This is a genomic window from Pseudoalteromonas sp. 1_2015MBL_MicDiv (assembly GCF_002407505.1).
GTDB classification, from domain to species: domain Bacteria; phylum Pseudomonadota; class Gammaproteobacteria; order Enterobacterales; family Alteromonadaceae; genus Pseudoalteromonas; species Pseudoalteromonas fuliginea.
This window is the reverse complement of the sequence record NZ_CP012737.1, coordinates 1,945,640-1,960,026: the sequence shown is the minus strand read 5'-3', so window position 1 is coordinate 1,960,026 and position 14,387 is coordinate 1,945,640. Positions and strand designations below refer to the sequence as shown.

The following is a 14,387-nucleotide window of genomic DNA, read 5'->3' as shown; positions in this document are numbered from 1 at the left end:
TATGGCCATCACAAAAGAGCAGTGGATAGAGATAGAAAAGCACTTAGCAGGCTTTTTTGGCTCGGTTATTTTCAAATACGGTGAGTTTGAAATAACTGTTACACGTGGTCGTGTATCTGAGTCTAAAACCAGTTTAGTTGTGTACGTCGACGATGTAATTAAAGGTGGTTGGTACTCTAAAGATAACGAACGCCCTGCGTGTATACCTGATGTTTGGCGTAAACGAACCCGCGCCAGATACACAGCCAAATCAATCAAAGATGCAGAAAAAGCATGGGGTAAGCGCCGTGCAAAAAAAGAAATGCCTGAGCTTTATGAAATAACCGAATACAACACATGCGATTTTACAACCGCTAAAAGCCTCGTTCGTCAGTATAAAAAACTGGATTGTTTAGAGCTTATTAAAATTGGTGGTAAAACTTACAACGACTATATAAAGGTATAATTATGGACCCAATTACAATAGCACTTGGCATAGCAAAGCTCACAGGCCTGGATAAAAAAATAGGCGGTTGGATAGGGGGCGACAATGGATCAAAGGTCGCGTCCAAAGTGGTAGATATTGCGCAAACCATTACTAATGGTGGCACGCCTGAGCAAGCATTAAACCTGGTTCAGCAATCCAGTGTATTACAACAAGAGTTACGGCAAACCATTTTAAACCGTGAAAAAGAGCTTGATGATTTAGCGTTTAAAAATACTCAAAGTGCCCGTAATATGCAGATACAGGCACTTAATCAAGATGATAAGTTTTCTAAACGGTTCATTTATTACTATGCGTGGTTTTGGTCAGTTGCAACCGTTATATACATCGGCTGTATAACGTTTTTATCCATACCAGATACCGCAACTCGCTTTGCAGACACCATTTTAGGCTTTATTTTAGGCACGGTTGTAGCGTCGATTTTAAATTTTTTCTTCGGAAATAGCCGCGATAATTCACGTAGAAACGAAATTCAAGACATTCAACAGTCGCTAAAAGAGCACTAATATGGACTTATTAGCTCCACAATATGGCGACCTTGTTAAATTCAAGGAAGCCATTTATCATTTCAAAGATAAAATTAAGCTTACCAGTGAGTCATATAAAGATTTGCAGGGCTTAATTCACGCAAAAGCATTTACTGTTGCCGGTGCAACTCAGCTATCAATACTTAACGATTTTTATAAAGCGGTAGATTCGGCAATTAGTGATGGCGAGACGATATCGGACTTTAGAAAACGTTTTGATAAAATAGTTGATGATCATGGCTGGTCATACAATGGTAAACGAGGCTGGCGATCAAAAGTCATTTATCAAAATAATAAAAACACCGCGCGAGCAGCTGGCCGTTGGCAACAACAAGAGCGGATAAAACAGCGCAGACCTTATTTATTATATTTAACTGCCGGTGATAGTCGCGTTAGACCTGAACACGGCAAGTGGAATTACATTTTATTACCAGTTGATCATCCGTTTTGGGATACGCATTATCCACCAAATGGTTATAACTGTAGGTGTAAAGTGGTATCACTTAATGCGCGAGATATTGCACGCATGGGTTTATCAATTAGCAAACCTGAAAAAGTTAATAAATTTATGGAGTCATTCAAAGTTGTAGATTCATCAACAGGTGAAGAACTTAATAAATTGCCAGGCATAGATTTAGGCTGGGATTATAATCCGGGCAAAGCATGGTTAGGCGCAGACATTGCAGCGGGTAAATCAGTAATGACTTTATCAACCGATATCCAAAAATTAGCAATCCCACAATTTAACGAAGCCATTTTAAAATCTCAGCAGTACTATATAAAGAAGGTAAACTTACAAGCAGCAAAGTTAGCGCTTAAAAAGTCAGTACCAGATAGCCAGCAATTTACGCTAGGGCACTTGCCTACAAATTTATTAAATGAATTGTCACGTAAAAACGCACCTATATATAGTAGCGCTGTTACAGTCAGCAGTGCTCAAATTGAAAAGTTTTTAATTGGCCAGCTTACGCTTGAACAAATCCAGATATTAATGAACGCTGTTCAAAATCCAAATACGTTTACCTACATAGGCAGCCAAGTAAAATTATCATATCAAGATTTTATGATCGCGATTAACTTAGGCCCTCAGTTTAATACGATTGTAGCGGCTGAGAAAATTTAAACATTGGCAGTTCAAAATATTTAAACCGTGTTTAAAAGGCGTTTAAAGTCTGTTTAAAGGAAAGTTAAACGATCAAGAATGATCTAATTCTAAACGTAAAATGAGCAGGAATGATTGAGTAATGAGTCAGTTTGAACGTTTTCGTCTAAAACCATACGTAATCGTGTTTAATAGAATTTCACACTATAAACTAACGAAACCCAGTAATAATGGGCTTTTCCAAAAGATGAGGTCGAAAATCATCACATCATCATTATTCTAGAAATGAACAGCCCCTTACAATAACCAAGCGGTATTTTTATATGTTCAAGAAGCTAATACCGTAAATGGGTAAGGCACTAACCATTAAGATAAGTAGGTTAATGCTTATTAAATAGTCAAAATATCGCGTTTGTACGTTAATTAATGAAGGTGAGGAACTTGATTATATATTTATTTATACTATTTAACATAATATAAATTATAGGTGGTTTATGTATATATAGAAAGAGCGCTTAAATGCGCCCTTGCTATGTCCAATACTAGACGGTATCGGACATTAAGTGATTTTATTACAATAACAGGTATTACTAATACAGATACTTTATTTCTCAATTTGTTTAATCAATACTTAATAAACGCTCAGCTGTATATTCGTTAGTGATTAATCCACTGATCATGTTTGACCTTACTGCGCCCAAAATGGCTAACACTTTTTCTTCACCAGCAGCTATCGCATAAATCTGTTTGTTAGCATTTGTTTTTAATGGCGTACTTGCTACACGCTGATTAACTGTGCAATCTAAAAGCTTACCGTTTTTATCAAACACCCAACTAATCATTTCACCAACAGCACCAAGATCTTGTAGCTCTTTAAGTTCTTGCGCATCAATAAAACCATCTATATGTAATGGCGACTTTTCACCTAAGCTACCAATACCCACAAATGTTACATCGGCATCTTTAGCGAGTTTTAAATTACCGGTAATATTTTGTTGTGCGTGTAATTGTTCTTTTTCTTCAATGCTTCTGGGTAAAACTGGCAATGGCATTGGATAATGTTTTGCATTGGTGTGTTCGGCCATTCTTACTACAACATCATAAGGTGAAGCCGATCCATCCAAAGCCATATTACCTAGCATTGCTACAATTTTATGTTGCGGACAATCAACAGTTCTTAGCTCATCTACACATGAACGTAAAACTCGACCTGTTCCCATAGCAAGTACTTTGGGTTGTTCTGATTTTAAATGACGTTCTATTTCTGCCGCGCCAGCTTGAGCCAAACCTAATGTAGATGAAGGTTCTGAGGGATCGCTCGGTACAACTTCACACGAATCTAACCCAAAACGGCTTTTTAATTTTTCAGCTAAATCCATACATTTGGCAATCGGGTGGTCAAGTCTAACTTTAATTAATCCTTGGCTCACAGATAATGCGACCATTCTTTGTGCAGATTGGCGAGATATATTTAGCTTTTTAGCAATTTCATCTTGTGTGTTACCGCCAACATAATATAACCACCCTGCTCTGGCTGCATCATCTAGCTTTCTAATTTCTGTATTTGATAGCTTTACCACGTAAACCTCTTAAAATAGAAGGAAAACTAAGTCCTTATTTTCATTACATAATTTCAATTATATGTGCTGCTATATAAATTATTTTATTAATTTTGGAGTATCTATTTATTAATAACGTTTTTGTTATTTATAGTTGTAAATATACCATTCCTTAATAAAAAATACCTAGGTTTCATAGGATTATGTAATTAGAATTTAGTTAATAGCACCATTATAAAGGTGCTATTTAAGGTAATTAAAGATTGGCTCTAGCGAATTGTTAAACCGTTATTATCAAACTTTAATACTTTATCAGCCGGTGCGCTTAGGTAAATACTGTCGCCATATTTTAACGGACAATCACCATCTGCTTTTACTGTTACGGTCCCTTTGCCTTCAATATTTATATGTAAAAAGCTCTCCGATCCTAAATGCTCAATTACACCGACAGTACCAGCCCACGTTCCTTGCTCAGTAGAGAGTGTTATATGCTCTGGTCGTATACCAATACAACTAACATTCGCATCTTCATTTTGTGGAGCATCTATAAAGTTCATTTTTGGAGAGCCAATAAAACCAGCTACAAATTTGTTTACTGGGTTTTTATAAAGCTCTAAAGGTGTGCCTACCTGTTCAATAATACCGGCATTAAATACCGCGATTCTATCTGCCATTGTCATGGCTTCAACCTGATCGTGCGTAACATAAATCATTGTTGTGGCTAAACTTTTATGTAATTCAGATATTTCTAAACGCATATTTACACGTAATGACGCATCAAGATTCGAAAGCGGTTCATCAAATAAAAATGCCGAAGGTTGGCGTACAATTGCGCGCCCTATTGCTACACGCTGGCGCTGACCGCCCGATAATTGCCCAGGCTTTCGGTCTAAATAATCGGTCAAATTAAGAATTTTAGCGGCGTTAGCAATTTTACTTTCGATTTCTGTAGGGCTAACTTTGGCTCTTTTTAAAGGAAAAGCAATATTGTTACGCACGGTCATATGCGGATATAACGCGTAGGATTGAAACACCATTGCTAAGCCTCTTTTTGCAGGCGGTGTTTTTGTAGCGTCAATACCGTCAATTTCTATATTGCCACTGGTGGTATCTTCAAGCCCTGCGATCATACGAAGTAATGTAGATTTACCACAGCCCGATGGCCCAACAAAAACGATAAACTCACCGTCTTTAATTTCTAAGTCGAGCGGTTTAATTACGTTAACTTCATCAAAGTTTTTAGTGACTTGTTTTAGTGTGATGCTGCCCATGTGTATTCTCCTATTTTACTGCGCCGAAACTTAATCCACGCACTAATTGTTTTTGACTAAACCAACCAAGTATTAAAATTGGCACAATGGCCATGGCAGATGCTGCCGATAACTTAGCGTAAAATAACCCCTCAGGGCTTGAGTAACTGGCAATAAATGCCGTTAAAGGTGCAGCATTTGCAGCGGTTAAAATAAGTGTCCAAAACGCTTCGTTCCACGACAAAATAACATTGAGTAATAGCGTTGAGGCTATACCTGGTAAGGCTATTGGCAATAAAACATGGAATATTTCTTCACCAATTGTTGCGCCATCCATACGAGAAGCTTCAAGTATTTCGTTTGGTATTTCTCTAAAGTAGGTGTAAAGCATCCATACCATTATTGGTAAGTTAATGAGTGTCATTACAATAACCAAACCTAATTTTGTATCGAGTAATGCAAAGTCGCGAAACAATAAATAGATAGGAATAAGTACGCCTACTGGTGGTAACATTTTGGTTGAAAGCATCCACATTAATAAGTGCTTTGTTTTTTTAGTTTGCACAAACGCCATAGACCACGCAGCAGGTACCGCAATTAATAACCCCAGTAAACTTGAACCTAGTGATATAACTACAGAGTTCCAAAAATGGTTAAAGTATGGCGAGCGCGACAGTACATCGCGGTAATTTTCGAGCGTCCAATCAAACGCATATAAGCTTGGGCTTGCTGAAATTGCTTCGGCTTCCGTTTTAAAGCTGGTGATTAACGTCCATAAAATTGGAAAGAAAATCATGCCGCTTATTGTCCATGCAGCAATGGTATAAATTAGTTTGGAACGACGGCTATCTTTTATAGTCATAATTAACCCTCCAAGTTTTTGCCAATTAAGCGCATTAAAAATATAGCGACTATATTTGCAATAATAACTGCAACTATGCCCCCTGCCGAACCGCCGCCTACATCAAACTGAAGTAGCGATTGCGTATAAATTAAGTACGTTATATTGGTTGACGAATAACCAGGACCGCCACTGGTTGTAACTAATATTTCAGCAAAAATTGACAGTAAAAATATAGTTTCGATTAATATAACCGCAGTTACAGCGCGCGATAAGTGCGGTAAAACGATGTAAAAGAACTTACTAAATGGGCCAGCTCCGTCTAAATCAGCCGCTTCTAATTGTTCACGGTCGAGTGATTGTATTGCTGTTAGCAGTATTAAAGCTGCAAACGGTAACCACTGCCAAGACACAATTATGATGATTGAAAATAGCGGCATTTGAGCAAAAAAGTCGATAGGTTCAAAGCCAAGCCAAATAGCAAAGTGTGCAAATAAGCCATTAACTGGGTTCATTAGCATGTTTTTCCATACTAATGCCGACACAGTTGGCATTACAAAAAATGGGGCTAGTACCATAATGCGAACGTAGTTTCGTCCCCATATTGCTTGGTCTAGTAAAATAGCTAAGCCAATACCACCACAAATAGTGATAAGTAAAACCCCAGTTACTAGGTAAAGCGTGTTAAAAAATGATTCAAAAAAAGCCGGATCAGTTAGAAAAAATTCATAGTTTAAAAAGCCTACAAACTCTTTATCCCCTGGAACGAGTAAGTTGTAATCAATAAAAGAAAAATACAGTGTCATACACAGCGGAACTATCATCCAAGCAAGTAATAAAATTACACTTGGAAGAAGCATAAACCGAGCAAGCGTGCGCGAGTTAGTTGTTGCCATAAAGGTGACCTTAAAAAAGCCAATTCTATTTACTTGTTAACTATCAAGTGAAAATCAGAAACCCTTGATAGCGTTTATAACTAACAAGTAAATAGAATTGACATAAAATATTGGGTAAGTTTGAGTACTTACCCGCCCATTACATGCTATTTAGGATAGCGAGCTTTACGCATTGTTCGCTCAACGAGGTGCTGAGACGTACTAAGCGCTTGCTTAACGGTCATTTGGCCAGTTAATGCTGCTGAGAATTGTTGCCCAACAGCTGTACCAATTCCTTGAAACTCAGGAATAGCAACAAACTGAATACCTACATAAGGCACCGGTTTAACGGTTGGATTTTTAGGATCTGCAGATTGGATAGAATCTAAGGTAATTTGCGCAAACGGTGCTGCGTCCATGTACTTTTGATTACTGTAAAGTGATTTACGTGTACCTGGCGGTACTTTTGCCCAACCTTTTTTGTCAGCTACAAGTTGAGTGTATTCTTTTGATGTCGCCCAGCTAATAAATTTCATTGCGGCATCTGGTTTTTTGCTGCTTGCCGGTACGGCTAAAGTCCAAGACCATAACCAGTTACCGCGTTTACCTAGACCATTATCTGGCGCAAGTGCAAACCCTACTTTATCGGCAACTTCTGAGTCTTTTTTATTAGTAACAAATGCGCCTGCAACGGTTGCATCAATCCAAATACCACATTTTCCTGTTTGGAATAGTGCAAGATTTTCGTTAAACCCGTTTGCAGATGAACCAGCAGGTCCTGACTCTTTCATTACATCGACATAATACTGAAGGGTATTTTCCCACTCTGGAGTATTAAACTGTGGCTTCCAATTTTTATCAAACCAACGCGCACCAAACGAATTTGCCATGGATGTAATAAGCGCAACGTTTTCGCCCCAACCTGCTTTACCACGTAGACAAAGGCCATAAACACCTTCTTTTTTATCTGCCATCGCTTTAGCAGCTTTGCGTATAAAGTCCCATGTTGGGGCTTTAGCCATTGTCAGCCCTGCTTTTTCCATTAAGTCAGTGCGGTACATAACCATTGAGCTTTCGCCATAAAATGGCGCAGCATAAAGCTTGTCGTTAATCGTTAAACCGCTTCGAATTGCCGGAATTAAATCGTCTAAATCGTAGTTTTCACCTAAATTATCCAGCTCTTTTAGCCAATTTTGCTTGCCCCAAATTGGTACTTCATAAGTACCTATGGTCATAACATCGTATTGGCCGCCCTTTGTTGCAACATCGGTAGTGACACGTTGGCGAAGGATGTTTTCCTCTAGAGTGACCCATTTTAGATCTATATCAGGGTTTTTGCTGGTAAAGTCACTACTTAATTCTTTCATGGTGATCATGTCACCATTGTTTACAGTCGCTATTGTAATTGTTTCTTTTGCCGCAGCGCCCATGCTTATAAAGCCACACGCGAGCATAATTAATTTATTTTTCATCGGGTATTCCCCATACACGTTATGTTTTAACAAGTGCTATTAAATTTCAATCTATTACCAATTCTATTTATGGCAGTTTTAACGCATAAAACTGCCCGCAAAGTGCCTTTTTAGGTCCTTTGTATAAATAGTTAGACTAGTTGGATAATGATTTAAAATTTAACAGATATTTCAGAAGTGAAGCCGTCAAATCCTTTACCGATTTGGCCGCCCGAATTAACCCCTTCTTCTTGGTTAACATACTCAACTTTTAAAAGCGTTTTATCGTTAAACCAGTAACCTGCGGCTACTTGAATACGCTCTACTGTGTTGTCTGTTTGTTCAATTAAGTCGGAAGTGTTATCGGCTTCTGCATAACGAGCCGCTACATATAGTTTTTTAGGGATTAGATATTGTTGTGCTTCAAACACGAAGTACTCAACCGATGAGTCGCCTTCTATTACACTGTTTGAATCAAAAGTAGTGCCATTTTCATCAGCTATGCCGTTTGTACCAAAGTAGGTAATACCGGCAACTGCATTACCAGCGGCATCTGCAAATGTGTAATCATCAGACGATTTACCAAGCATAAAAATTAAGCTAGTTTCGTCAGATGGTTGATAAGCTAAGTTAAGCTGGATGATTGATTGCTCAAGCCCTGGCATTGCGCCAACGTGAGTGTCACGCTCGTTTGAAGGTGACGCTGAGAAATTATAGTTTTCACCATCGCCAAAGCGATAGTTTGTTGTGGTTACACCATCAAGACTTGCTACGCCATTTTCAAAACGTAACTGGTCGCCTTGATTCGCTTTTAATAAGTTTAAGCCTGCTTTAAAGCCACCTTCAAATTCTAGAGTACCTTGAAGTCGGTAGTTATAACCTCTGTCTTCTTGAAATGCTTCACCGAAACTTGAAGTCGTAATGTGACCTGTAACATTATAAGCACGTACTACACCACTATCGAAAGTTTCGCTGTAACTTAGCTGTGCGCCGTTTTCTGCGGTTGCGTAATCGGTAATACCATTACCAATAAGTGCATTACTTTGGTTATCTGCGCCGTCTTGAAAACCTTTAAATTGAAATGGTGAGCCACCAATATTACCCAAACGCAGTGTTAAATTTGCGTTTTCTTTTGGTGTGCCATATAGACCTAGTAAGTCAAATTCAACACCTGCAAAATCGTTGTGAAATGAAAAGTCACGATCTTCGCCACCAAAGTCATTAGGCTCTTCTGCAATATCTATATCGGCAGTGATGAACTCGTTAATATGAAATTTAAGCATTAGATTAGCTCTAATACGGCCAAATCCTGATTCTTGTTCTTCATCTTCTGGACGAAATGCACCATCTTTAGCCTGAATTGACTGAAAGTTTTGCATTAGTAAAAAGTCTACGTCAACGCGATCTAAATATTCAGAAATATCAGCCTGTGCTGGTGCTGATGTAGCCATAGCTGCCGCTATGAGAGAAATTGCAAATTTAGTCTTTTTATTATTCAACATAATAAGCTCTTTATTTAGTGTGGTGTGTGATGCCAACTTTATTAAATTACATATGCATTTAATGAAATTGGTATTAATTCAGTGTGTATAGATGAGGCTATCTGAGCAAAACATTAAATAGTTAATGAAGTTGCACTTGTGAGCATAAGCCCATCTGATGAGCATAATCACAGAATGAATTTGGAAGGTCAACGATTTTTTATTACAAAACGTTTACAAAAAATCGAATTTATATGTAAATATTTTTGAATCAATAAGTTAAGTAGCAAATTTGTTACATCAAACTTTGAGGAAATAAGGTGTTGGGTTAACGAATTTATTGTAGATGCGTCATTATTGTTCAATACAATTAATGTATATATAAGTTAGTAGAAGATATAAAAGCAGGTAATTCTTTAAAAATAGGCTGTTGGGCAAACCTATAAACAGTTTATTTATTAGTGTTTTTTAAGTAACGTTCTTGAGCTTATGATGGGGTTAGCTTAGTATTAAAGCACTTAGATGTATTCAAAATAGAAGTAACCTACATATGGAATTTGTTCGCCCGCTAGAGCCCATCCTCATTATTGATGACGTTAAGGAAATTCGTGATTATCTAAACCAAATTTTAACTGACTTAGGGTTTGAAGATATATTAGAAAGCGCTGATTTTAGCTCTGCTAAACCTATTATGGACAATAAACCGCCAGGCGTAATATTTGTAGATGTCGATTTACCTGACTCTAACGGTGAAGAGATATTGGAATACATTAATAGTGCTTACCCACACACTCATGTTGTTATGTGTTCGGGCCACAATAGTCTCGAAAACGTACAAAACACGTGGGAAATGGGTGCTAAAGGCTTTATTGCAAAACCCTTTAACACAAAAAAAGTCGACACTGTAATGAAGCGTCTTGAAATAATAGAATAATAATAAGGTTAGCATGCATAGTACTGTTACTGCGATTATAGAAGATCTTTCGACTGTTATATTTGGTAAACAACAGCAAATAAAACTGGCACTTACATGCTTATTTAGCGAAGGGCATTTACTCATTGAAGATTTGCCTGGTATGGGAAAAACCACTCTCTCTCATGCATTGTCAGCAGTATTAGGTTTATCATATCAACGTATACAATTTACTAGTGATCTTCTTCCTGCTGATATTCTTGGGACTAATGTATTTAACTCTACCGAGCATAGCTTTACGTTTCATAAAGGCCCTATTTTTAGCCAAGTAGTTTTAGCAGATGAAATAAACCGCGCAGGCCCCAAAACACAAAGTGCGTTGCTTGAAGCAATGGAAGAGCAACAAGTAACAGTAGATGGAAAAAAATATACGCTGCCAAATCCATTTTTTGTTATCGCAACACAAAACCCGCTGTATCAATCGGGTACTTATCCGTTACCTGAGTCGCAATTAGACCGTTTTTTAATGCGCATAAGCTTGGGGTTTCCTCCTAAAGATGCCGAAAAACGCTTAATTTTGAATATGCAAAAACGAGATTATAGCCAATTACCACAGCGTATTAACCAACAAGAGTTAGCGGCAATTCAAACCCAGATAAGCCAAATTACTTTAAGTAGTCCAGTAGTTGACTACGTTATTGAACTCGTTAATTACACACGCACAAGCAATGCGTTTGCAGCATCGTTATCACCTCGTGCCAGTATGGCTCTCGCTAAAGCGGCTAGGTCGTGGGCCTTTATTGATGGCCGTGACTTTGTAATGCCAGAGGATGTTCAAGCCGTATTTTCAAGTGTGTGTCAGCATCGATTAGGTTTACATAATGAGTCGGGTGAGGCGCAGGTAAATGATATTTTAAAAAACGTTTTAGTTCCGGTATAAGCTTTTATGCCAAAAAAAACAGCTAAGCGCCCTTCTTTCTTTAAGTCATTTAAGCAAAGCTTATTTAATAAGTTATTAAAAAATAAGCATTTAAAAAACTCAATTACACTTGAACACAGAACAATTTATGTATTGCCATCATCCCTTGGTTGGTACTTTATAGTTGTAGCTATTTTAAACTTTGTGATGGGCATTAATTATCAAAATAATTTAATTTTAATAATGTCTTATCTTATGTTTGTGGTAATGATTATTGCTGTATTAATGGGCTACAGTAACGCTAAAGGCTTAACAGTTAAATTTAAAGATGCATTTAACAGCTACGCTCCTCAAAAACCGAGTATTGTATTTGAATTACAAAGCCCTTCAGTAACCCAATCTATTAATTTAACATATCAAGGTAGTGAGCAAACTCACAAACATACCGGCCAAGTTGATAGTAAACCTCAGGTACTCACACTCAACTTACCCTACAGCTCACGCGGTAAGTACTCAGTGCAACGTGTTAAAATAGCGAGTAACTATCCCTTTGGTTTGATAACTGTTTGGAGCTACATTCAATTACAAGAAGAAGTATTTGTGTACCCGTCACTTGAACAGGTTCACTGTGATGCGCATGTTTCGATGCTTGATGAGCAAGCCGATAAAGGTATTTCTACACAATCTGGTAGCGAAGAGTTTGAGTCTCTTATCCCACATTTACCTGAAATGGGGTTGCAAAGAGTGTCGTGGAAACATTACGCAAAAACTCAGCAGTTGTTAGTTAAAGAGTTTGTAGACTTTAAAACAGCGAATGCGCTTCTCGATTTTACGTTAATGAATGGAGATACAGAGCAGCGCTTAAGTCAGTTATGCTTTTTAGTGTGTGAAGCAACCGAGAAAAACACCCCTTTTATGTTAAAGCTACCGAATAAAACAATAAATACAAATACCGGACAGCATCATAAGCAGCAATGCTTAGAATTATTATGCTCATTTAATGGTGATGTGTAATGGACATACTTAAAAACGAAAAAGTAATAAATTATTCGCTGTCTTTTATATATGCATGTTTGATTGTATTTTTTGTATCACATTTACCGCTTGTTTTTGTTGGTGTACTTACACTTATTTGTGCATGGAACTTTTACATAACGCTAAGTAATAAACCAAAGCCAAATGCTTGGCTGGCAAATATACTCGCAGGTGTGTCACTAGGTTTAATGCTCTACACAGTAGGCATGTCGGATACGGTTATTTTATTTGTGGCCATGCTGCTACTTGCTAGTTTATTTAAGCTGCTACAGGCTAAAACCAAAAAACACTATCATGTAATTACAACGCTTACGTTTTTTTCACTCTCATCTGTGTATTTATTTAACCAAAGCATTTTAACGACTTTAACTGTTAGTAGTTTATACATATTAAACTTTGCAGTACTTGGCCTACTCGAGTCCAAACATAATTTAAAAATAGCCTCTAAGCAAAGTGGTAAATTGCTACTTTTAGCGCTTCCTTTAGCTATATTTTTACTGCTTTTTTTACCAAAAATGCCCGCCTTTTGGCAGCTTCCTGGGCCTAAGCTTGCTAAAACAGGGCTTTCTGAACAGGTCGATCCATTCGATATTGCAAAGCTTTCAAACTCAGATGAACTTGTGTTTAGAGCTAAATTTAACGAAGAAAAACCTGTAGCGCCTTATTATTGGCGAGCAATAGTTCATGATGAATTTAATGGTAATGCGTGGCTTACGTCTGACTTTTTAAAATATAATAATGTAAAAACAAATACGCAGAGCGAAAATGATGAGCAACTTATTGCAAGCTACTCAGTTATTACAGAGCCTGCTACACAAAAATGGCTCTATGGTTTAGCGTATTCCAGTAGTAACTCACCAAATGTTGAAGGTAATTCGCTAGGTTTATTGCGTAAAAAAAGTCGCCAAGCTAAAAGCTTACAATACGATGTAAATAGCTTTAACTTCACAACTTTACCGCTTGGCGAATTTGAAGAAAAACGCTACAAATACCTCGCTTATAAAAAGAATGTAAAAACATCATTACTTGCTAAAAACTTAAAGCAAAATACACACTCTGACCGCGATTTTTACAATAGCTTATTACAGTACTTTGCAGGTACGAGATTTAGTTACACGTTAACACCCACGCCTATGAGCGGTGATAATACAATTGACCAATTTTTATTTGAAAACCAACGTGGCTTTTGTGGCCACTATGCCAGTGCCGCTGCGTACATTTTTAGAACCGCAGGTATACCCGCTCGACTAGTAAGTGGCTATTTAGGTGGTGAATTAAATCAAGATAATAATACGCTCACTGTTCGCCAGTACGACGCACATGCATGGGTAGAAGTATATATACAAAACGAAGGTTGGGTTATTTTTGATGCAACCGCTGTTGTAGCACCTGAGCGTTTAAATGGCTCACTTTCGCAAAACGAAGAGCTGAATGACGAATTTAAAAGTAACCTTGATTTTGGTTTAGTGAGTTTAAGTAGTTTCCCCGCTATTAATTGGTTAAGGTTGGAACTTGAAAATCTCGATTATCAATGGTCTAGCTGGGTACTTGGTTTTGACGAAGAAAAACAAAATGATTTTTTAAAATCAATTTTTGGTAGTAAAAACATTTGGCTTGTAACATTAATGGTTTTACTAACAGCTGGTTTTTGTTTTATAGGTTATTTTATTTATTTAAACTTACCAAAACGCCCAGCTAAATTAGCGCCTATGGTTAAAGAGTTTTATGAAGTAAAAGCATGGGCTAAAAAACAAAAAATAAATATCCCCAATAATTTAACACCAAGTCAGCAGTTAGACTTTTTTGCTGGTCAACTTCCTCATTCTGCACAATCTATAAACACTTTTAGGCAGTTATTTAGCCAAGTACGCTATGGTAAAAAACCTTTTACGAAAGAGCGTAAAACTCAGGCTAAAGATCTGATAAAATTAATTAAAATTTCCAAATAGA

General features: G+C 37.4%; 13 protein-coding genes. 7 read left to right on the top strand and 6 right to left on the bottom strand.

Annotated features, from left to right (window positions below):
• Window position 1 precedes the first annotated feature (1 nt).
• The 3 genes from AOR04_RS08875 to AOR04_RS08865 are packed head-to-tail and all read left to right on the top strand — an operon-like array spanning window position 2 to window position 2,134.
• Window positions 2-445, top strand: a complete 444-nt coding sequence (locus AOR04_RS08875) for a hypothetical protein (RefSeq protein WP_096793092.1) — start codon at window positions 2-4, stop codon at window positions 443-445.
• A gap of 2 nt (window positions 446-447) precedes the next feature.
• Window positions 448-990: a hypothetical protein gene (locus AOR04_RS08870; RefSeq protein WP_096793091.1), complete on the top strand. Its 543-nt coding sequence runs from the start codon at window positions 448-450 to the stop codon at window positions 988-990.
• Between the two features lies 1 nt (window position 991).
• Window positions 992-2,134 (top strand): phage head morphogenesis protein, encoded by a 1,143-nt coding sequence (locus AOR04_RS08865; protein WP_096793090.1) that lies wholly within the window; start codon window positions 992-994, stop codon window positions 2,132-2,134.
• 599 nt (window positions 2,135-2,733) lie between these two features.
• Here AOR04_RS08865 and AOR04_RS08860 read toward each other — a convergent pair.
• From AOR04_RS08860 to AOR04_RS08835, 6 genes are all read right to left on the bottom strand, one after another.
• A complete protein-coding gene (locus AOR04_RS08860) occupies window positions 2,734-3,693 on the bottom strand; it encodes a sugar-binding transcriptional regulator (RefSeq protein WP_002960874.1) in 960 nt (319 codons plus the stop codon).
• Between the two features lie 248 nt (window positions 3,694-3,941).
• Window positions 3,942-4,943 carry an ABC transporter ATP-binding protein gene (locus AOR04_RS08855; RefSeq protein WP_096793089.1) on the bottom strand — a complete coding sequence of 334 codons (1,002 nt, stop codon included), beginning with the start codon at window positions 4,941-4,943 and terminating at the stop codon, window positions 3,942-3,944.
• Window positions 4,944-4,953: 10 nt separating this feature from the next.
• Entirely contained in the window at window positions 4,954-5,784 is an 831-nt protein-coding gene (locus AOR04_RS08850; RefSeq protein ID WP_002960878.1) for a carbohydrate ABC transporter permease, read from the bottom strand.
• A 2-nt stretch (window positions 5,785-5,786) separates the two neighbouring features.
• Complete coding sequence (locus tag AOR04_RS08845; RefSeq protein ID WP_002960879.1) at window positions 5,787-6,659, bottom strand: carbohydrate ABC transporter permease; 873 nt, start codon at window positions 6,657-6,659, stop codon at window positions 5,787-5,789.
• 146 nt (window positions 6,660-6,805) lie between these two features.
• Window positions 6,806-8,110 carry an ABC transporter substrate-binding protein gene (locus AOR04_RS08840; protein WP_096793088.1) on the bottom strand — a complete coding sequence of 435 codons (1,305 nt, stop codon included), beginning with the start codon at window positions 8,108-8,110 and terminating at the stop codon, window positions 6,806-6,808.
• A gap of 152 nt (window positions 8,111-8,262) precedes the next feature.
• Window positions 8,263-9,591 carry a hypothetical protein gene (locus AOR04_RS08835; protein ID WP_096793087.1) on the bottom strand — a complete coding sequence of 443 codons (1,329 nt, stop codon included), beginning with the start codon at window positions 9,589-9,591 and terminating at the stop codon, window positions 8,263-8,265.
• 529 nt (window positions 9,592-10,120) lie between these two features.
• Here AOR04_RS08835 and AOR04_RS08830 point away from each other — a divergent pair.
• Genes AOR04_RS08830 through AOR04_RS08815 form a run of 4 tightly spaced genes read left to right on the top strand, consistent with a single transcriptional unit; the run spans window position 10,121 to window position 14,386 of the window.
• Window positions 10,121-10,504: a response regulator gene (locus AOR04_RS08830; RefSeq protein ID WP_096793086.1), complete on the top strand. Its 384-nt coding sequence runs from the start codon at window positions 10,121-10,123 to the stop codon at window positions 10,502-10,504.
• Between the two features lie 13 nt (window positions 10,505-10,517).
• On the top strand, window positions 10,518-11,423 hold the full coding sequence (locus AOR04_RS08825) for an AAA family ATPase (RefSeq protein WP_076925994.1): 906 nt from the start codon (window positions 10,518-10,520) through the stop codon (window positions 11,421-11,423).
• Between the two features lie 6 nt (window positions 11,424-11,429).
• The gene (locus tag AOR04_RS08820; protein WP_096793085.1) at window positions 11,430-12,416 is read left to right on the top strand and encodes a DUF58 domain-containing protein; all 987 of its coding nucleotides are present in this window, start codon (window positions 11,430-11,432) and stop codon (window positions 12,414-12,416) included.
• Window positions 12,416-14,386, top strand: a complete 1,971-nt coding sequence (locus tag AOR04_RS08815) for a transglutaminase family protein (protein ID WP_096793084.1) — start codon at window positions 12,416-12,418, stop codon at window positions 14,384-14,386. The genes AOR04_RS08820 and AOR04_RS08815 overlap by 1 nt, the downstream gene beginning before the upstream one ends.
• Window position 14,387 lies beyond the last annotated feature (1 nt).

What these genes read in the sequence shown, in the direction of transcription:
- AOR04_RS08875 (WP_096793092.1), top strand. Translation starts at nt 2, where the DNA reads ATGGCCATCACAAAAGAGCAGTGGATAGAGATAGAAAAGCACTTAGCA.
- AOR04_RS08870 (WP_096793091.1), top strand. Translation starts at nt 448, where the DNA reads ATGGACCCAATTACAATAGCACTTGGCATAGCAAAGCTCACAGGCCTG.
- AOR04_RS08865 (WP_096793090.1), top strand. Translation starts at nt 992, where the DNA reads ATGGACTTATTAGCTCCACAATATGGCGACCTTGTTAAATTCAAGGAA.
- AOR04_RS08855 (WP_096793089.1), bottom strand. Translation starts at nt 4,943, where the DNA reads ATGGGCAGCATCACACTAAAACAAGTCACTAAAAACTTTGATGAAGTT.
- AOR04_RS08850 (WP_002960878.1), bottom strand. Translation starts at nt 5,784, where the DNA reads ATGACTATAAAAGATAGCCGTCGTTCCAAACTAATTTATACCATTGCT.
- AOR04_RS08845 (WP_002960879.1), bottom strand. Translation starts at nt 6,659, where the DNA reads ATGGCAACAACTAACTCGCGCACGCTTGCTCGGTTTATGCTTCTTCCA.
- AOR04_RS08840 (WP_096793088.1), bottom strand. Translation starts at nt 8,110, where the DNA reads ATGAAAAATAAATTAATTATGCTCGCGTGTGGCTTTATAAGCATGGGC.
- AOR04_RS08835 (WP_096793087.1), bottom strand. Translation starts at nt 9,591, where the DNA reads ATGTTGAATAATAAAAAGACTAAATTTGCAATTTCTCTCATAGCGGCA.
- AOR04_RS08830 (WP_096793086.1), top strand. Translation starts at nt 10,121, where the DNA reads ATGGAATTTGTTCGCCCGCTAGAGCCCATCCTCATTATTGATGACGTT.
- AOR04_RS08825 (WP_076925994.1), top strand. Translation starts at nt 10,518, where the DNA reads ATGCATAGTACTGTTACTGCGATTATAGAAGATCTTTCGACTGTTATA.
- AOR04_RS08820 (WP_096793085.1), top strand. Translation starts at nt 11,430, where the DNA reads ATGCCAAAAAAAACAGCTAAGCGCCCTTCTTTCTTTAAGTCATTTAAG.
- AOR04_RS08815 (WP_096793084.1), top strand. Translation starts at nt 12,416, where the DNA reads ATGGACATACTTAAAAACGAAAAAGTAATAAATTATTCGCTGTCTTTT.